This window comes from Paraburkholderia sp. D1E, from assembly GCF_052682275.1.
This window is the reverse complement of record NZ_JBQYMB010000001.1, coordinates 838,746-857,635: the sequence shown is the minus strand read 5'-3', so window position 1 is coordinate 857,635 and position 18,890 is coordinate 838,746. Positions and strand designations below refer to the sequence as shown.

19 protein-coding genes are annotated in these 18,890 nt (G+C 63.4%); 8 read left to right on the top strand and 11 right to left on the bottom strand.

Annotated elements, in window-relative coordinates:
- Positions 1 to 38: 38 nt before the first annotated feature.
- The 5 genes from ACUN0E_RS04020 (at position 39) to ACUN0E_RS04000 (ending at position 7,535) form a co-directional block, all read left to right on the top strand.
- A complete protein-coding gene (locus tag ACUN0E_RS04020; RefSeq protein WP_445565726.1) occupies positions 39 to 1,646 on the top strand; it encodes a prepilin-type N-terminal cleavage/methylation domain-containing protein in 1,608 nt (535 codons plus the stop codon).
- 227 nt (positions 1,647 to 1,873) lie between these two features.
- Entirely contained in the window at positions 1,874 to 3,676 is a 1,803-nt protein-coding gene (sctC, locus tag ACUN0E_RS04015) for a type III secretion system outer membrane ring subunit SctC (RefSeq protein WP_408224620.1), read from the top strand.
- A 424-nt stretch (positions 3,677 to 4,100) separates the two neighbouring features.
- Positions 4,101 to 5,222: a sensor histidine kinase gene (locus ACUN0E_RS04010; protein WP_445565725.1), complete on the top strand. Its 1,122-nt coding sequence runs from the start codon at positions 4,101 to 4,103 to the stop codon at positions 5,220 to 5,222.
- A 34-nt stretch (positions 5,223 to 5,256) separates the two neighbouring features.
- Positions 5,257 to 6,051: a response regulator transcription factor gene (locus ACUN0E_RS04005; RefSeq protein ID WP_408224219.1), complete on the top strand. Its 795-nt coding sequence runs from the start codon at positions 5,257 to 5,259 to the stop codon at positions 6,049 to 6,051.
- Positions 6,052 to 6,110: 59 nt separating this feature from the next.
- Positions 6,111 to 7,535 (top strand): hypothetical protein, encoded by a 1,425-nt coding sequence (locus ACUN0E_RS04000; RefSeq protein ID WP_445570373.1) that lies wholly within the window; start codon positions 6,111 to 6,113, stop codon positions 7,533 to 7,535.
- On the opposite strand, the gene ACUN0E_RS03995 is transcribed toward ACUN0E_RS04000, so the two are convergent.
- From ACUN0E_RS03995 to sctU, 11 genes are all read right to left on the bottom strand, one after another.
- On the bottom strand, positions 7,514 to 7,969 hold the full coding sequence (locus ACUN0E_RS03995; RefSeq protein WP_408224216.1) for a CesT family type III secretion system chaperone: 456 nt from the start codon (positions 7,967 to 7,969) through the stop codon (positions 7,514 to 7,516). The two genes, ACUN0E_RS04000 and ACUN0E_RS03995, sit on opposite strands and share 22 nt — an antisense overlap.
- 99 nt (positions 7,970 to 8,068) lie before the next feature.
- On the bottom strand, positions 8,069 to 8,248 hold the full coding sequence (locus ACUN0E_RS03990) for a hypothetical protein (RefSeq protein ID WP_408224213.1): 180 nt from the start codon (positions 8,246 to 8,248) through the stop codon (positions 8,069 to 8,071).
- 125 nt (positions 8,249 to 8,373) lie between these two features.
- Positions 8,374 to 8,634 (bottom strand): type III secretion system protein, encoded by a 261-nt coding sequence (locus tag ACUN0E_RS03985; protein ID WP_408224210.1) that lies wholly within the window; start codon positions 8,632 to 8,634, stop codon positions 8,374 to 8,376.
- Positions 8,635 to 8,674: 40 nt separating this feature from the next.
- Positions 8,675 to 9,796 carry a hypothetical protein gene (locus ACUN0E_RS03980; protein WP_445565724.1) on the bottom strand — a complete coding sequence of 374 codons (1,122 nt, stop codon included), beginning with the start codon at positions 9,794 to 9,796 and terminating at the stop codon, positions 8,675 to 8,677.
- A gap of 108 nt (positions 9,797 to 9,904) precedes the next feature.
- Complete coding sequence (locus ACUN0E_RS03975) at positions 9,905 to 10,843, bottom strand: hypothetical protein (RefSeq protein ID WP_408224204.1); 939 nt, start codon at positions 10,841 to 10,843, stop codon at positions 9,905 to 9,907.
- Positions 10,844 to 10,845: 2 nt separating this feature from the next.
- On the bottom strand, positions 10,846 to 11,109 hold the full coding sequence (gene sctS, locus ACUN0E_RS03970; protein WP_408224201.1) for a type III secretion system export apparatus subunit SctS: 264 nt from the start codon (positions 11,107 to 11,109) through the stop codon (positions 10,846 to 10,848).
- Between the two features lie 6 nt (positions 11,110 to 11,115).
- A complete protein-coding gene (sctR, locus tag ACUN0E_RS03965) occupies positions 11,116 to 11,766 on the bottom strand; it encodes a type III secretion system export apparatus subunit SctR (protein WP_408224198.1) in 651 nt (216 codons plus the stop codon).
- Positions 11,753 to 12,856 carry a type III secretion system cytoplasmic ring protein SctQ gene (gene sctQ / locus ACUN0E_RS03960; RefSeq protein ID WP_408224195.1) on the bottom strand — a complete coding sequence of 368 codons (1,104 nt, stop codon included), beginning with the start codon at positions 12,854 to 12,856 and terminating at the stop codon, positions 11,753 to 11,755. The genes sctR and sctQ overlap by 14 nt, the downstream gene beginning before the upstream one ends.
- 80 nt (positions 12,857 to 12,936) lie before the next feature.
- Positions 12,937 to 13,584, bottom strand: a complete 648-nt coding sequence (gene sctP / locus ACUN0E_RS03955; protein ID WP_445565723.1) for a type III secretion system protein SctP — start codon at positions 13,582 to 13,584, stop codon at positions 12,937 to 12,939.
- Between the two features lie 12 nt (positions 13,585 to 13,596).
- Positions 13,597 to 15,645: a type III secretion system export apparatus subunit SctV gene (gene sctV, locus ACUN0E_RS03950; protein ID WP_408224189.1), complete on the bottom strand. Its 2,049-nt coding sequence runs from the start codon at positions 15,643 to 15,645 to the stop codon at positions 13,597 to 13,599.
- 34 nt (positions 15,646 to 15,679) lie between these two features.
- Positions 15,680 to 16,816 carry a type III secretion system export apparatus subunit SctU gene (gene sctU / locus ACUN0E_RS03945; RefSeq protein WP_445565722.1) on the bottom strand — a complete coding sequence of 379 codons (1,137 nt, stop codon included), beginning with the start codon at positions 16,814 to 16,816 and terminating at the stop codon, positions 15,680 to 15,682.
- A 287-nt stretch (positions 16,817 to 17,103) separates the two neighbouring features.
- Here sctU and ACUN0E_RS03940 point away from each other — a divergent pair, with 287 nt between their 5' ends.
- The 3 genes from ACUN0E_RS03940 to sctJ are packed head-to-tail and all read left to right on the top strand — an operon-like array spanning position 17,104 to position 18,873.
- Complete coding sequence (locus ACUN0E_RS03940) at positions 17,104 to 17,661, top strand: HrpB1 family type III secretion system apparatus protein (RefSeq protein ID WP_408224183.1); 558 nt, start codon at positions 17,104 to 17,106, stop codon at positions 17,659 to 17,661.
- Positions 17,662 to 17,687: 26 nt separating this feature from the next.
- Positions 17,688 to 18,089 (top strand): type III secretion protein HrpB2, encoded by a 402-nt coding sequence (locus tag ACUN0E_RS03935; RefSeq protein ID WP_408224180.1) that lies wholly within the window; start codon positions 17,688 to 17,690, stop codon positions 18,087 to 18,089.
- 1 nt (position 18,090) lies between these two features.
- Positions 18,091 to 18,873, top strand: coding sequence for a type III secretion system inner membrane ring lipoprotein SctJ (sctJ, locus tag ACUN0E_RS03930; protein ID WP_445565721.1), 783 nt, complete (start codon positions 18,091 to 18,093; stop codon positions 18,871 to 18,873).
- Positions 18,874 to 18,890: the final 17 nt, after the last annotated feature.

The following is an 18,890-nucleotide window of genomic DNA, read 5'->3' as shown; positions in this document are numbered from 1 at the left end:
AACCCAGTCGACCCATGCTGAAAGAGGCAGGAGTTTCCATGTACAGGCGCACGGCGCGGCAAGCCGGATTTACGATGATCGAAATGCTGGCAGCGCTGGCCATCGCGACGCTGATGATCGTCGGGATGGCGGCGATGATCAACACGTCGATGGAAGACGCGCGCGGTCAGCAGGCTGCGCTCTACCAGTCGCAGATGGCGCAGGCGGCCACGCAACTGATCGCGCAGAATTCGGCGGCGCTGCTGGACGCGGCGACGCCTACCGTACCGGTGGTGGTGCCGCTCAAGGGTTCGCCGTATCAACTTGCCACTTTCCTGCCGACCAGCGTGCAGGCGCGGAACGCTTACGGCCAGACTTCGTGTCTGCTGGTGTACAAGAACGATCTCGGCGGGCTGCAGGGCCTGCTCGTGACCGAGGGCGGCATGGTCATTCCTGATCCGCAGCTCGGTTATATCGCGTCGAACTCGGGTTCGGGCGGCGGCTCGATTCCGAAGACCAACAATGCGGGCGGCGCAGCATTCGGCGCATACGACTCATGGAGCGTCGCGACGCCGAATCCGTCGAACGTGTCCTGTTCGGGCACGGTGACCGGCGTAGGTCATCTGGCAAGCGAGATTTTTGCGGGTGCGAACCAGGCGCAGAACACCGACTATCTCTATCGCGTCAGCGTGCCGGGAGATGTAAGCGCGAACGCGATGCAGGTGCCGATCATTCTCGCGCAGCAGACAGATTACACCGCGTGCACGGCGACGGTGGGATCGATTGCCGCCGATACCAACAGCAACGTCGTCAGTTGCATCGACGGCGAGTGGGAACCGATTTCGTCGGCGCACTGGCGCGACCCGGTGGCGGCCGCGGCCGATTTGAGCACGTTGCCCAATCCGCAACGCGGCGATGTGTCGATGACGACCAACACGGGCCGCGGCTATACGTACAACGGCACTGCGTGGCAGGCCATCGCGGTCGACGAACTGGGCAACCTGAATCTCGGCAACCAGCAGACCGTGGGCAACGCCTGCGCGCCGGATGCCGCCAGCACGACACCGGTCACGACCGATTCCACCGGGCGCGTGCTGTCGTGCCAGAACGGCCAGTGGCAGACCCAGTCGGAGATCCTGCCAGCCAGCACGTCCGTCGGCTGCACGATCCTGATGCCTTCTTCGGGGGCGGCCGACTATACGGAGTGCAACGGACAGCCCGGCGGCGCATATTCGGCGGGGCCGTATTCGTACAACGCCACCAACGGCACTTATTCATACTCGCAGACGCAGTCGGTACAACTGACCAAGTCCGGGATCATAGCCGTCTCGACGTGGTCGCACATGAACGACGGGAACTGTAGCAATCCCTCGGCCGGTGCACGTGCGCAGATCTCCCAGAGCATCGACATCTATCTGTCCGGTTCGAGTGTATCCCTCGCTCACGCCGAATCGCAAAGCCCGACGCTGACCGACGATTCCGGCGGGATCGAGAATAGCCTGACCCAGGCGCTCGCCATCGGCACCTATAAAGTGGTCATGGTGACGAACTGGGCGAGCTACGCAGTCATCACGACGCCCTGGGCCAGCAGCTACTGCGGACAGCAGGGGCAGGTGATCGCGAACACACCGGTTGCGACGGGATGGACCCTCAACAGTTACTACTGACATGACCGCTCGCTGTGTCGTTTCGGATCCGAACCCGCAACCCGATGTCGCGGGCGCCGGCGCTCGCCCGCTGCGCCGGCGCGCCGCATGTCGCGCTGCGCGGCCGCGTGTCGGTGCGAACCTCCGTGCGGGAACCGGAAGCAAGCGCGCAAGCGTCGTGGATCCTGATTGACCGGAAGGCGTCCAGAACGAATCATGAGTCATACGTTCTGTTCAATCCTTCTTCGATGACCGCCATGAACCCACTTGCACGCGCCATCCTGTTCACCCTCCTGACATTGTGTGCCGTGGACGTGCTGGCCGCACCCGTACACTGGAAGATCAACGGGATCGACTACTCGGCGGACTCCAAGGACGTGAAGGACGTCCTGCGCGATTTCGCCGCGAGCCAGGGGATTCCGGCGAACATCTCGAAGGACGTGTCGGGCAGCGTGACCGGCAAGTTCCACATGGCGCCGAGACGCTTTCTCGATACGCTTGCCTCGTCGTTCGGCTTTGTCTGGTACTTCGATGGCCAGGTGCTCGACATCGTGACGCCGGAAGAGATGAAGAGCACGCTGATCAAACTCGATCACGGCAGCGCAGCCGAACTGCGCGACACGCTGATGTCGATGGGCGTGACGGACCCGCGTTTCCATATCACTTACGACGATGCGCAGGGCGCGGCGATCGTCAACGGGCCGCCGAACTACGTGCAGATGGTCACGGACATCGCCGCGCGGCTGGACTCGACGACGCAGCACCGGGCCGGCACCGTGATCCGGGTGTACCCGCTGCATCACGCGTGGGCCATGGACCGTAACGCGGACGCCGACGGCACGTCGATCACGTTGCAGGGCGTCGCGACCGTGCTCAACAACATGTATCACCCGAATCAGGGCAGCGGGACTGCGTCGGGCGCAGCCACGGGTTCGGCCCAGAACGTGCAGCGGGTCCAACCGATGAGCGACGTCTCCGGCGGTTCCAGCGGCCAGGCGGTGATGCCGCCGCTGCCCAACCAGAGCGGCGGGGGCATCGGGAGTAGCGGGGGTCTCTCCGGCGGTCAGGCGACGGGTCTGCTGGCAGGATTGACCGGGCATGCCTCGTCGCAACTGACCGCCGCATTGAACGGCGGGCCGGGCGGAGCGTCGGGCGCTGCGAGTTCGGACGACCAGATGTTGCCCGTCATCGAGGCGGACCAGCGTACCAACTCGGTTCTGATACGCGACACGCCGGACCGCATGTACCAGTACCCGGAATTGATCGCCCGGCTCGATGTCCGGCCGCGCCTGATCGAAATCGAAGCGCAGATTTTCGAAGTCGACGAGACGGCGATGAGGCAGCTCGGCGTGAGCTGGACCGCGCATAACAGCCGTGTCGATTTCCAGACCGGCAATGGTCAGGCCGCGCAGAACACCTATAACGGCACGTTGAGCCAGAATTTCGGCAGTACCACGCTGGCAGGCAGCGTGACCGCGGCTGCGACGCCGGTCGGTGGAGCGCTGAGTGCGGTGATCGGCAACGCGGGCCGCTATCTGATGGCGAACGTATCGGCACTCGAAGAGCGCAATCAGGCAAAAATCGATGCGAGCCCGAAGGTAACGACGCTCGACAATATCGAGGCCGACATGACCAACGACACGCAGTTCTTCGTGCGCGTGTCCGGCTACACGTCGGCGGACCTGTATAGCGTGTCGACCGGCGTGTCGCTGCGGGTGCTGCCGATGGTGGTCGACGAAAGCGGCCATACCCAGATCAAGCTCGACGTCGCCATCCGCGACGGGCAGTTGAGCGGCCAGACGGTCGACAATATTCCGGTGATCTCCAGCAGCAATATCAATACGTCGGCTTTCGTGAACGAAGGCGAATCGCTGCTGGTGGCCGGCTACAAGACCAATACCCGCACCAACGACGGCACCGCCGTGCCGTATCTGTCGAAAATCCCGGTGCTCGGCAACTTGTTCAAGAGCACCGACAAGGAGGAGAGCCACATGGAACGTCTGTTCCTGCTGACGCCCCGCATCATCGATCTTGGTGTGCCGGCAACGTGAAACGATCGCTGATCTATCGGGACAATCAGAAGGTGAAATATTTTCAGAACAATGCCATCGCGCCATGAAACCGGTACGTCGATCCACACCGAACAAGCCGCGATCGCAGCGACTCCGGCGCTGTCGGGAGGCGCACCGGCGTGGACGTCAACCGCCGGCGACTTCGAGCCGATGACGCAGCGGCGCTTGATCGAAAGGTAGGGGTAAAGTAAGTCGATAGGAAAGATACTGTAAGAGAGGACGCTTAGTTGTTCGATGCGCATTCATGCAGATCCACGCGCACGTCCGTTCGCATCGCTGTCACGCAAGTGTGGCGAGGCAATCCGGAGGCCAGTCATTCGCGAGGCACGAGCAAAATTGCAAAACGCGAACAAATATATGTTTTTCACACTATCATGTGATGACCTATGCGAGAAGGCGTCCTATGTCGATGTCATTTGACGATGGCTTCAGACCTCAACGTTCGAGTGCTGCGGTCGCGCCCGACGATGAGTTCGACGCACTGCTGGACAGCCGGCCGTGGGGCACGATTGCGCTCGACGCGCGGCATGATGTGCTGTTTGCGACACCGGGTGCGGCAAGGCTGTTGCGGCGGCGCGTAGTGGCAGGTGTGCCGCTTGCCGAGCTGTTGCCGCAACTGGCGGACGACAACCACGACGCCGGCCTGAGGGAGGCGCTCGAGCAAGGCGTCGAACTGCAGATCGATGACCGTTGGCTGTGGCTCAAGCAGACCATGGTCGTGGGCTCGGAGCGGATCGCGGCAACGCTGTCGCTGTTCGACGTCACCGACATGCGCCGCGCCGTGGACGACCGGGTGGAGTCATTGCGCTTCCTGTCGCACGACCTGCGCTCGCCCACCAATTCGATCGTCGCACTGACGCAACTGCACGAACACGACCCCAACGCTTTCGAAGAGTGCGGCGGCATTCAGCGCGTCGCCGACCTTGCGCGCTACGCGCTCTCGCTCGGCGATCAGTTCATCTTCACGTCGGTTGCCGGTGCGCTGCAGCGCGGTGATTTCGCCCGTTTCGATCTGCGCGGCGCGGTGCGCAATCTGATCCCGCAGCTCGACGTCGCCGCAGTCTACCGGAACGTGCCGTTGCGGCTGTGGCTTGCGGAAGGCTCGGCGGTCTGGGTGAGCGGAGTGAGAGTATTTGTCATCCGAGCGCTGCAGAATCTGATTGACAACGCCATTCAGGCTTCCCCCGCCGGCGCGCCGGTCACCGTATCGCTAAAGGTCATGGGCGATTCTGCCGTTATCACGGTCAGTGACGAAGCCGGCGGACTCCCGGGTCTGGTGGACGAAGCCATCTACGATTTTGACGCGCTCGCGCAGCGCTCGGCCAGCGGTTTTGGCTTGGGGCTGAAGCTGGCTGCACGTATCGTTCGGCTTCATGACGGCACCCTGAACGCTGATCGTAATGCAAAAGGCGGTACCGATTTCGCCATTCGTTTGCCGTGCCTTGCTGTACAACGAGGCAACCAGGAAACATCAGATCTGGTGCGTGAATACGGTAGTTTCGCAACGACAAGGCGCCCGTTGTGAATGCATCCCCCGTGATACAAGGCGCAAAACAAGAATGGGAACTCCGGCCAAAAGCCGGAATGTGAGCATGCGAAATCAAGCAAGGATTCTTATAGCCGAGGACGACCTGATCCAGCAGTCGCTGCTCGTGACATGGCTCAAGGCGGAAGGGTACCAGGTCGATGCGTTCAAGAATGGACTGGACGCCCGCAATCACCTGTCGGACCACTGGGCCGATTTGATGATCCTCGACTGGGATCTCCCCGGCATGTCGGGCGACAAGCTGCTGAGCTGGGTGCGCAGCCGCTCCCGCACGACGGTGCCGGTGATCTTCCAGACCATCCGTTCCGAGGAAGCGGATATCGTGAGGATTCTTGACACGGGCGCCGACGATTTTCTCGTCAAGCCGCTTGACCGGATGGTGCTGCTCGCGCGCATCCGCGCGTTATTCAGGCGTTTTCACACGCCGGGCAGCGACAGCCGCCGGATGATCGTCGGCGAATATCAGCTCGATCGGGCGAACCTGACCGTCTCGCGCGGCGACGACGTGCACACGCTCGGCACGAAGGAATTCGACTTGCTGTGGCATCTGGCCACGCACCGGGGCACGGTGGTGCAGCGTCAAGATCTGCATTCCGTGGTGTGGGGCTGGGATGGCGGCGTTCAGAGCCGTTCGGTCGACATGTATGTGAGCCGTTTGCGGGCGAGCCTCAAGTCGCTCGATATCGAATGGACGATCCAGTCGGTCTATGCGAAGGGCTACCGGCTCAATCTCAGCGAAGCGGAGGCGCGGCAGGCGGCGAGCCCGGCTGGCATCCACGCGAACGAGACCGTCGCCTCGCTTTATTGAACTTCATGCCGTGTCGCTTCAGGATGCGCAGCGCGCTCGCGCATCTCTGCTTGACGATTGTGTGCGCCCACGCTTGCGTCGCGCAAGGCGAGGGCAGGCAAGCGGTCGTACGGCACACGGACGCAACGCTGCACGCGCGCCTCACTGCCGCGACGCCGCATTGGGGCATCGCGCGCTACTACCTCTCGACTAGCGGCGCCAGCGTGGCCGACGTGCTGCGCGACCTGTCGTCCGCCACAGGCGTGCCGATTGCCGCCGGTGCGCAGCTTGCGGGCTCCGTCGAAGGCCGTTTCGATCTTCCGCCGCAGCGTTTCCTGGAAGTACTGGCGAATGCCTACGGGCTCGTCTGGTACTACGACGGCACGGTGCTGCACGTAGACCCAACCGGCGACGAACGCTCGCTGACGCTGCGCCTCAACTATGCGAAACCCGCCGAGTTACACGCGCTGCTGAACGGCACCGCTAGCGCCGACCCGCGTTTTCCGCTCGTCGACGACACGCCGATGCCGGGGCTCATCACCGTCAGGGGGCCGGCCGCCTACCTTGCGCTGGTGGACAGGTCCGCGCGCCAGGTCGACGGCGCGGCAAGGATGAAAGTCGCCACGGCGGTGCGCATCGTCGGCCTGCATTACAGCCAGGCGGCGGATCGGATCGCGCTGACCAACGGTCGTACGGGTCCGGTGGAAGGGGTGGCGAGCGAGGCGAGGCGATTGCTCGATCCGCCGGGCAACCGGTATATCGACGTGGCCGAATACGAAGCGCCGCTGCCGATCATCGCCGCCGACGCCCGCACCAACACCGTCCTGATTCGCGATCGCCCGCAACAACTCGACGCCGACGTGCGCGCGGTCACCGCGCTCGACAACAGTGCGCCGCTGGTCGAGCTGGACGTGCTGATCGCCGACGTGCGGACTGCGGCGCTGCCGCTTCTGTTGCTGGGGCGCGTGCAGGCCGGTTCGACCGGTGGCGACGGCGGACAGGTCAAGGTTGGCGGCGATGGCGCGGCGTTGCGCGACCGGTTGCACAAACTGGAGGCGACACAGACCGCACACGTTCGCACCGAGAGCGAATTGTCCACGGTCGATCGCGTGGCGGCCGCGCTCGAGCAGCGCCTCGATCAACCGGTCGCGATCAGCGGCCACGTCCGGCCGCCGGCCGTCGCGCCCGCGGCCATGTCACTGCGCATCGTGCCGTCCGTCGAGCAACGCACGGGCCCGCCCGGCATTACGCTGGCAGTCGAACTGCGCAGCCCGGTGGAGATCGACGTCGCGCGTATGACGCTGGCGCCGCACGAGGGGATGGTGCTGGTGGTGCCTGACGAGAGTCGGGCGTCAGGAAGTGCGCAAGCCACTGCGCAGGACCCGCCGACGATCTGGCTGGTGATGCTCGTGCCGCACGTGATCGAGCGCAGTGCCGGCGACGCAACGCAGGTGCCGGATGCGAAGCGGATACGCGGCGAGGTTCAGGCGCGCAGCCAGAAGTAATCGCCGCTGACGATGCCCATGAACATTTCGTCGGTCGATTCGATGATGTTGCTGCGCCAGTAGCGGCCGTGCTCGGCGTAGTGTGACAGCAGGTCGGCGACTACCGTGCCGTCGACGTCGGGTGTCAACGGTAGTCGCAGGATCAGGATGATGCCGCCCGTGTCGGTATCGAGACCGAGTTGTGCCTGGTCTTGCGCGTAGATCAGCAGATTGGCTTCGAGCATCAGCCGGAACACCACCAGGGTGCGGCCTGCGGTGACCGTACCGTAGTGGAAGTTCACATACATCGCTTCCTGATCGTTCTCGAAGTGATCGAGCCGGACGTCGAAACCTTCGACCTCGATGGTGCGTGTTTGCAGCACATGTTCCGGATCGGGAAGATCGACAACCGTGCAGACGTCGCGTACCACCTCCGCAAATCGTTCGATGCTCATGACTGATCCCGCTGCGAAAATAGAGAACCCGGAGCGCGAGGCCCCGGGTCCTTTTTGCGGACAAGACGCCGACGACGTGCCGTGCTGCGAGACAAGCCGTCACTGCTTCTTCGAATCGTCCTCGATGTCGTTGCCAATGGTCTTTGCGATGTTCATCACACCTTGCACCATTGACAGTCCGAACTGATCCTCAGTCGTTTGAATCATGTCCGGGACCATCGACGACATCATGCTGCTCATCGAACTCATTGCCTCAGAGGCCATTGAACCAAAAGACATGCTCGACTCCTTTACAGTTGAGATTAAGAAAACGCAAACCAGCTAGTTGTAATTGCTGCCTGTTCGCCTACGATACTGATGTACCCCCTACCCTCCACTTCCTGCTGCTTCCTGCAACCACCACACTACAAACCACTGGATTCCATTCCTGCCAGTTCGTGCAGGCGCAGCATCATCCGGCGCGCGGCGACCATGCCGCGATAGATCTTCTGCAGCGCGGCGCGCTCGTCTTCCTGCAACGCCCGGCGTGTGGCATCGCTGACGTCTTGAGCGCACTGCTCGAACGCCTGCGCGATGCGCGCCACGCGCTCTTTTGCATCGGGTGTCTTGAGCGTTGTCTCGAGTCCCTTGATATCGGTGCGAACTGTTTCGAGTGCGTCGTACATGGTGCTTCTCCTGAGCATGATTGAAAGCAGCGCGAGTGCGTTACTGCGCCTGCGCACGCAGCGGGGTGATCGACTCGTGCAGCGTGCGCACGTTGTTCACCGAGCCGGTTGTCGTGCCGGGAAACAGATGCTTGACGCCGTCCGCTGTTTGCACGTAACGAGTATCGCCGACCGAAATCATTTCGGTGTACACATTCATCGAAATGTTCGTGGGAACTTCGGTAACGTCTACGTCGATTCGCTTGATGTTGCCGTCGAGGTCGCTCCGCAACCGTTCCAGCTGGTCGTGGAGCGACGTCAGCGACGGGACGTTGCCGCTTATCGCGAACACGCCGTTTCCCGAGTAAGCAACACGCACGCCGTCGATCCCCAGCGAGTCGGTAATGCTCGCGACGTCGTCCTGCGCCACATCGTAGTGGTGCGCGATGCTGTCGCGCCCGTAGCGATCGAGGATGGCGCGTGCGGCGATGTCTTCCGAGGCATTCAGCGCCATGCCGTCGACCGCGATCGTATTGCCGCGCTGCTGCGCATGCAGATCGCCGAGCCGGGTTTGCTGCAGTGCCCGGTTTAGCTGGTCGGTAAGCGCGCTGATCTCGCGCTCGCTGAGCGTCGAGAGGTCGCGTTTGTTCTGCGCCGCGCTGGTCGCCGCCTGCGGACGGCGCACCATGCCGGACGCCAGCGAAACCGCGATCACCAGCACCGCGCCGACCATCGTGGCGATGCAGAGCGTGCGCAGTATGCGCGTCCTGCCGGTAGTCAGATCAGGCAGCACGCCGGCTCCGGCGTTCTGGCCCGGCCGCGCATCGGCGGCACCGTTGCTGTTGCCGTTGTACATACTGGCCAGCAACTGGATGTCGGGTGGCCATTGGGCGTCTTCGGTGCCGAAGCACAGGACCGTCGTGCCGAAGGGGAACGGCACGAAATCCGGCACCAGCACGACCACCGGATCGGCATCGTCCCCTTGAGCCCCGCCCGCGGCGGTATCGGCGAAACGGCGAACGCTCACGACCCCGGCCTCGTCCATCTCGACGATCACCTCGTGATCGTCCCAGTCCGTGATGCAGATGTCGGTGTCGTCGGCCTTGCCGATCCGATAGCGGCCCGGCGTGAGCCTCGCCTGGATGCCCGCATGGGTTCCAGTCAAGATGCGCAGGATTTTCATACCGCTCTCTTCCGGTTGATCAGCAGTTTAAGGAGTGCGGCATAAATGTGTGGCGTTGAATCAAGTCTAACGAGTTGCCTGCTTCGTGCCGCGCATGCTGCGAAGTCGTTACGACGGGTCCGAAGCATCGTCGTCGGTCCGGCTTCTGCCGCTCATGGCCAGCGTATTGAGCATGGTCGACAGGTGGCGAATCGCACGATCGAGCATGCCAGGGCTCAACGAGCGAGTTCCATGAAATGCCATGAGCGGTAGCAACGCGTTATCGGTTTCTTCTTTCTCGTCGCGCGGCGGTCCGATCGGTGAAGCGCGCAACGCGCTGCTTGCGTTGATGAGGTCCTGGCGCACACCGCTCATATCGTCGGGGGACGAGCGGGAAAAATCGCCAGTTCGCTGGCGCGCTTTCAGCATATCGAGGGTGATCGCATAACGCTGATGGGAGCCGCGCCGATCGGGATGCGTCCGGTGTTCCTCGTTGGCGAGAAAACATTGGCGGATCCATTCGACGCGTAGTGTCGGATCGAGCAGCATGGGGCGATCGTGTAGCTGGTCCGCGAGATTCTGCAGGTCGGTGCGCGGCGCTGCAGCAGGGCGCGCGCTTGCCGTGTCGACGGCGATGCTGCGTACGCGGGGCGCGGTCCCGGCGGTGCCGTACCTCGCCGTCGCGGCTGTCGCCCGCTGCTCGTCGGGTAGCGGCGGGCCACGGCGCTCGCGTCTGTCCTGCTGTTGCTGGCGGCCCTGCTGCTGGCGACCCTGTTGTTGACCACCTTGCTGTTTCCCGTCCTGCCTGCCGCCCTGTTGCTTGCCGCCACCGCGTCCGTCCCCGTGCAGCGCGGATACCCGGCGGCCTTGCAGCAGGCGCTGCGGGAGCCGGCCGGTGTTGGGCGAGCCATGCTCGGGCGCGATCTTCGCCGCATGGCGAAACGTGGTCTGGCGATACTGCTTCGCCTGCCGCATCAGCTTGCGCCGGTGGTGCGAGCGAATCTCCTCGTGAGCGTCCTCGATGTGGGATTCGTGGACCGTGGTCGCGTCCGGGACGGTGCGATGCACGCTCATGTCGGTACGGCCAGCGTCAGCAGCCGCGTGGCAAAGTGCAGAATCGCCGAACCGGCCCATGCGCCGCTCAGCGCGATGGTCGCGGTGACGGCGATCAGCTTGACGCTATGCGAGATGGTCTGGTCCTGCAGCGACGTGATCGCCTGGATGAACGAGATCATCAGGCCGGACAGCGCGGATACGATGATCACCGGCAGCGACACGTACAGACACAGCAGCATGCCCTGCGTGGTCAGCCCGATCAGGTCGTCGGTATTCATGATGCGTCACCTGTAGGTCAGAATGAGGCCGTGAATCAGGGTCGACCAGCCGTCCATCGCGACGAACAGCAGCAGCTTGAACGGAATCGCGACGTTGACGGGTTGTATCTGGTTGAGCCCCATCGCCAGCAGCACGTTCGCGATCACGAGGTCGATGACGATGAAGGCGATGTACAGCAGGAAGCCGATCTTGAACGCGTCGCTCAATTCGGACAGCGTGAAGGCGGGAGCCAGTACGATCAGGTCGTCTTCATGCAACTGGTTGGCCATCTCGACCGGCCAGACGACGTGCGCCGAGCGCAGGAAGAACAGTTTCTCGCGTTCGCGCGCGTGCTTCTTGAGAAAGTTGCGGAACGGCTCGCGCGCGGCGCCGAACGCCTGAATCATGGCCTGTGACGGTTCTGGCGACACCTGCTCATGGCTGAGCGTCTGCATCGCACTCATGCCGATCGGCGCCATCACGTACATCGACACGAGGATGGCGATGCCGTTGAGCACCATGTTCGACGGCACCTGCTGCACCCCGAGTGCGTTGCGCAGCAGGCCGAGAACAACGGTGATCTTGGCGTACGAGGTCACCACCATCGCGACGAAAGGGACCAGACCGATCGCGACGACCGCGATCATCAGCCCCGTGAAGTCGCTAAACTGAGTCATGGCCGCTGAACATCTGAATGACACGTACGCCCAGTTGCTCCCCCACGGTGACCAGTTCGCCGAAGCCGATAAGCTGGCCGTACGAGACGAGCCGGATGCGCGCGTCGCGCAGCGTGCCGGGCAATTCCAGCACGTAGCCCGCGCGCAACGCGGAGAGCTGGACGAGTGGCAGGGTGACGGTTTCGATTTCGAACTTGACCGGCAGGTCGAGGTCGTCGAGCGAGCCCGCGGTGTCGACGTCCATATGGGCGCCGTCGGTACGTTCATTGTTGTGGGTCATGGAAGGGTCCGTAGTGATGACAAGCCGTTTGCCGGCGAGCGTGACGCTCGCGAGAAGTTGGTGGGCGCCGGGTGGGCCCCACACGATCTGGGTATTGATGGTCGAGCCTGAGCCGTCGAGCAGCGTGCGCCAATCCTGCGGCGCGGCGCGCAGGATCACGTCGCCGGGACGCAAGCCGTTGAGCGCCTGAATGCTCAGCGTCTTTTCGCCGACACAGATGTAGCCGGGCACGTTGATTTCACTGACGCGATTCGTGAACGGTACGCGATGCTGGTTGACGTGCCGTTCGAGCAGCGCTTTCCAGCCGCTGTCCACCGCGCCGAGCCGGCATTCGATGAGACGTCCGCCGTGCGTGAAGCTCAGGCTGAGCGTCGGCTTCATCGATTCGTAGCGGCGCGATCCGCTGACGTCGACGTTCGATGCGCCCAGGCGGTCGAGTGCGGCGAGCAGCGGTTCGAGCAGCAGGGCGATCACGGCGCAGCGCAGCGAAGCGCCGGCCTCGACGTTGTCGACCGTGATCGATTCCGCGACGGCGCTTGCGAGAGCTGGGTAGACCGCGAGGTCGACGGCGAAGCTGGTGTGCGCGCTGCCGTGTTGCAGGTCGATCCAGCCCGTGCGCAGCGGCGCCGTCCTGGTATCGTGCGAGACGCGCCAGTCGGTGATTCCGAGTTGGGCTAACCTGGCCACGAGCCGCGCGTCGCACAATAGCCGCGTAAGACGCGCGGTTTCGTGATCGATGCTGGGCAGCGCGTCGGCGTGTTCGGCCAGCCGTTTGACCTTGATGCTGGCGATTGGGACTATCCGGTCCATATTGTGTAGACCCCGAGGGTTTTTGCTGTTGATCTGGGTTCGAACTCGGTTGGTTCAGTTTCGCGTTATCCGGATCGTCGCTATGACACGTCGATAGAGACTTCGCGAGGGGTATCCATTTGTTGCAGTAGCGTGACCAGTTGTTCCTTTAAGACGTCTTCATGCCGGCAGATTAACTTTCTCGTGGGCTCGTGTTCGGTCTCGAAGCGAAGCGTCAAATCAAAATGCGAAAGGCCCAGCTCGAGTGTGCATTCGGGCAGCAAAGCGGGATCGAGCTTGATGCGGATCGTCCAGTTGCCATGCTCGACGATCGCGTCGTCGCTGCAGAAATCGACCACACGGGTGGCGAGAAACTGCATGAGTCCCGCGATACGCGCCTGCTGTTTTGCGAGCTCGGCGACGAACGGCGTCGTGTGTTCCTCCTGGCGGCGCTCTCGCGCCCGGATCGATTCCTGCTCGGCGACGTCGTCCCCGGTGTCTTCGTCGACCGGCACGGTCTCGTTGGGCAGCGTCGGCAGCACTGCATCGTCGCGTCCTGCGTCGGACACGCTGTGCGCATCGGTGTCGCGTAGCTTGCGCAGCAGGGTCCGCTCGCTGCGCAAACGCGCCTGGCGCAGCAAGGTGGCATAGTTGAAACCGCCGTGGCGCACCGGCGGGCGCGCGGGCGCCTCATCCGGGTCGGCGGATTCGACCGGAATGATGCACGGGTGAACGTTGGTGCTGCACATGGAGGGGACCCGTCAGAGCGACACGCGGCCAAGTGGGCGCAGTTCGACGTGCTCGCCCAGTTCCTGGTACGAATACACCGGCAGCCATGCGATATGCGCTTCGACCATGCGGCGCACGTAGCGCCGGATATCCATTGAAGTGACCAGCGCGACGCCGTCTCGCTGACCGTTGCCGGTGTAGGACAGGATGCGCTCGCAGATTTGCCGGATCTGGTCGGGCTGCAGCGCGAGGAAATTGCCGGTAGGAGTCTGCTTGATCGACTGGCGGATATGCTGCTCGACTTCGTTGGTGAACAGCACTGCTTCGAGGGTCCGTGCGCCGCCGGTGGCGCGGTAGGCGATAAAGCGCGCGAGGTCGCCGCGCACATACTCGGCGAGCATCAGCATGTCTTTTTCCTTCGGCCCCCAGCTCACGAGACTCTCCATGATGCTGCGGGCATTGCGGATCGGCACGTGTTCCTCCAGCAGGCGCCGCAGCACATCGGCGATGCGCTGCAAAGGCAGTGCCTTCTGCACTTCGGCGACGAGGCCCGGATAGTCCGCGCCTAGCTGGTCGAGCACCCACTGCGTTTCCTGGATGCCGACGAACAGTTTGGAGCGCTGACGAAGCGCGCTGAGCGTTTCGTTGGCGATGACCTGTTCGGCCTGCCACACGGTCGCGTTCGGGGGCGCCTGGCGTTCGCCGATCCAGTGGCTGACCGGCATGCCGCCCGCAGGTCCGGCGGCTTCGCACAGTTGTGCTAATGCGGGGTCCGTAGCCGCGCCGGGCAGCATGACCTTGCCGGTGGGTATCTGCGTGCGCGCGCACGGCACGTCCTGGACGAGGATTTCATAGGTGCCCGCGGGTAGTTCGTCGCTGGTCCACATCGTGATGCCGGGGAACGGCAGGCCGATTTCTTCCTGCAGGCGCGTGCGTTGCACCTCGAACGCGCTGTCGAGCACGGAGGGCACGAGGCGGGCGCCAAGATCCACTGCAAGCCGCACGCCGAGCGCGCTGGTGAACTGCGGCGCATGCTTGAGGATGCTCGGCGCGTCGCCTTTGGCACCGGCGCGCTGTAGCGACATGACTTGCTCGCCGACCTCCACCTTGTGAACCGTTTTGCGTTGCAGACGATAACCCGCGAACGCGAGAGTCCCGGACAGCAGCAGGAACAGCGGCCACGGAAAACCCGGCACGGCCGCGAAGCCCAGCAGCAGCAGCGAGGAGAACCACAACGCGCGCGCGTTGCCGCCGAGCTGGCGCATCATTTCGTCGCCGAGCGACCGGCCGCCGTCGTTGGATTCGTCGGACACCCGCGTAATCATTACGCCGGCCGCGACGGAAATCAGCAGCGAGGGAATCTGCGAGACCATCGCGTCGCCGACCGACAGAATTGAGAAGCGGTTGGCGGCATCGGCCGCGGTCATCTCGTGATAGGCCATGCCGACCGCGATACCGGCCACCATGTTGACCAGCGTGATGATGAGGCCCGCGATCGCGTCGCCCTTGACGAACTTCATCGCGCCGTCCATCCCGCCGTAGAGCTGGCTTTCGACGGCGAGGCGGCTACGCTTGCGGCGCGCTTCCTCGGGCGTGAGGATGTTGGCGCGCAAATCCGCGTCGATGCTCATCTGCTTGCCCGGCAGCGCGTCGAGCGTGAAGCGCGCGCCGACTTCGGCGACCCGCTCCGAGCCTTTGGCGATCACGATGAACTGGACCGTCGAGATAATCACGAACACCACCAGACCGACTACCAGATTGCCGCCGACCACCAGCTCCCCGAAGCTTTCGATGATGTGACCGGCGTCTGCGTGCAGCAGGATCGACTTGGTCGACGCGATGTTCAGCGACAGACGGTACAGCGTCGTGAACAGCAGCATCGACGGGAACGACGACAGCGACGTGATGGTCGGCACATACATCGTGACCATCAGCAGCGTCACACTGATGCAGATATTGATCGACAGCAGCACGTCGATCACTTCGGGCGGCAGCGGCAGGATCATCAGCGAGATGATCGCGATCACCAGTACCGCGATGCCTACTTCCCCGCTGGCGGGTATTTTGAGCGTCTTAAGCATGAAAGGCTCCAGGAAAATGCAGTGAAAAGCGGGGCTACGGCAATCTGGCCATCGCGGTGGGTTCGACCGGCCGCGGCGGGTCCGCTGCGACCGCGCCGACTACGCCGATCGCGCCGGGTTCGCCGCGCGGCGCGCCGATCGACTGAACCCAGCGCAGAATGGCGGCGACCACTTCGAACAGATCCTCCGGAATGTTGCTGTCGAGTTCGACGCGGTGTAGCGCGCGTGCGACCGGCGGATTGGCTACGATCGGAATGCCATAGGCGGCGGCGAGGCGGCGTATCTCCAGTGCGTCGGCGTCCACGCCCTTGGCGAGGACCACTGGCAGCGCATGCTCGTGCGGCGCATAACGCAGCGCCACGGCGTAATGCGTCGGGTTGACCACCACGACGCTCGAACGCGACACGGCAGCCGGCCGCGTATCGCCCTTGATCAGTTCCTTGGCGCGTTTTTTCCGCTCGCTCTTGATCTTCGGATCGCCGTCGTGGCTCTTGCGCTCGCGCTTGAGCTCGTCCTTCGACATCCGCTGCGACTTCATCATCAGCCAGTGCTGGATCTTCCAGTCGACCGCGCCGAGCAACAGGTAGAGCAGACACGCCACCATCAGCAGCCTGACGACCGAACTCCATAGAATCACCGCGAGCTGTGGCAGCGGCTCATACAGCGCGCCGGTGATGAGCGGAAACAGCGAGGCGATGGTCTGCCAGAGCACGATCGCCAGTACGATCGCCTTGAGTGTCATCTTGACGAGATCGATCATCGATTTCTTCGAGAAAATCCGCTTCATGCCGGACCCGGGACTGATCGCGCTCAGCTTCGGGATCACCGGCGTAAAGGTCACCTCGACGCCGACCTGGCCCAGGGTCGCGACCGCCGCGGCGAGCAGTCCGACCAGGCTGATCGGTCCGCAGACCATCGCGCAGACGCCGAGCATATGCATCAGCGCGGACGACAGTGCCTGAGGCGAGCGGTCGGACGTGCAGAAGCCGAGGGCGATCGTGATTGCCTGATGCAACGAGTCGAGCAGCCAGCGACTGCCGAACTGGAACACGCCGATCATGGCGAGCAGCAGCGCCGCGGAAATCAGATCCGCGCTTTTCACCACCGTGCCTTTCTTCCGGGCGTCCCGCAGTTTTTTAGGTGTTGGTGCTTCGGTCTTTTCTTCGCTCATGGTCGAGTCCCGTACGGGCCCGGCGGGCGGACGTTCTGTCCGCTCGCCCGGGTCTGCATTGCACGATAGCCGTTGCTGCCGGTTTGCCGGGGCCCGGGCGCGAAGGGTCGCCGGTCCACGCGAAGCAGAGTGCGCGGCGCGCGGACGACGCACTTCGATTTCGCCGCTGGGGCGACTTCGCGAATCTGCCGCTCGCTTCGTCTGGCGGCACGGCCTGGGGAGGGGCTGTTTGCTACCGTCTAACCGTCAGTACGAAAGAACCGTCAACTTCATGGACAGGACTGAAAATGAACAAGCAAATCGACGCAACGAATTGCAGTCACGAGCTGATCGGGGCGCTGACAGAGTTGCTCAGGATGGCGCTGGTCGACCAGTTTCCGGCGCCGCGCGTGGAGATCGGCGATACCGAGCATCTGCTCGAAGCCCTCCACACCATGCGGCCGAAACTCGGCGAACTATCGTTGTTCGACGGCTTCGCCTATATCGTCAAAGGCCATTGGCACGACGCCATCGCGGTGTTCGAGGCGCTTGTCGCCCGCTCGCTGTGCCTGCCCGGCAGCCGGGCCATGCTGGTTTACTGTTTGAGCGCCAGCAACAATTCCGACTGGCGCATCGTCGCGAATCAGGCACTCGACGAACCGCTTTCGGCGGACGCGAGTCTGCTGATCAGGTCGATTACCGTCCTTCAGGACATCAGGCAGGCGCGTGCGGAGGCCGCCGTTTCGGGGAAATTCGTGATTCCCGAATCGCTGCGTCCGCTCCCCGCAACGTCCCATGCCGCGCCGCTCGATGAGGTCCCCCTGATGAACATGGAGGTGCCGTTCAACGGCTACCTCCGCCTCTGATTCACCCCGTCTATCTGGAGAGCGCAATGGAAATCACCTTGTCGATGCTGCAAATGCAGGCCGCCGCCGCGCAGGCGGCGCAGGCGTCGGCCGCCGGCACGGTCGGCCAGCCCGTGTCGCCGCAGTTGTCCAGCAGCTTCGAAGCGATGATGCAAAACGGTGTAATGGGACCGGCGACACACGGTTCGGACCCGGCCGGCACCCTGGTCTCGGAGGTCGTGCGCGGCGAGGACACCGCGTTGCAGTCGGTGTCAAACGACATGCTGTTCATGCTGCAGAACTCCAGTTCGATGTCGATGCAGGAGCTGACTACCGCGTCCATGGCGATCCAGATCGAGTCGACCAGCATGCAGGTAGATATGCAGACCAAGATGGCGGTGGTGAACTCTTCGAAGGAAGCCCTCGAAACCCTGATGAAGAACCAATGACATGAACGTCCTGACCGAAACCAAACATCGCAGCGTGGTGTTGTGCATCGTGCTCGTGCTTTCCCTGCTGCTCGCCGGTTGCCAGAAGGAGTTGTACGGCAACCTGAGCGAGCGCGACTGCAACGAGATCGTTGCCGCGCTGATGCAGGCGGGCATCGACGCGCAGAAGGTCAGCGCCGATGGCGGCAAGACCTGGAGCGCGAAGGTCGACGAAAACGACATCGTGCGCTCGATGGAAGTCCTGCGTGAGCGCGGTCTGCCCGCACGCAAGTACGACGATCTCGGCGATCTGTTCAAGAAGGACGGTCTGGTCTCCACGCCGACGGAGGAGCGCGTGCGCTTCATTTACGGCGTCTCGCAGGAACTGTCCGATACCCTTTCGAAGATCGACGGCGTAGTGGTGGCGCGCGTGCATATCGTGCTGCCCGATAACGATCCGCTTGCACTGACGATCAAGCCGTCGTCCGCGTCGGTGTTCATCAAATATCAGCCGAGCGCCAACCTGGCGACGCTCACGCCGCAGATCAAGAACCTCGTGGTGCACGGCGTCGAAGGGCTGACGTACGACCAGGTTAGCGTGACCTCGGTGCCCGCCGACCCTCTGGCGCTCGAGGCGAGCCGCTCGTCCGGTGGCTTCCCGCTGCGCTGGCTCGCGCTATTTGCGTTCGGTCTGGGCGCGCTCGGCCTGCTGGTGCTGGTGCGCCGCACGAAGCCGGGCGGGGCGGGCGGTGGTCTGCCGGCGGCTTTGCTCAAGCGCCGCAAGCAAGTGGAACCGGTGCATTGACGCGCATTGCCGACACC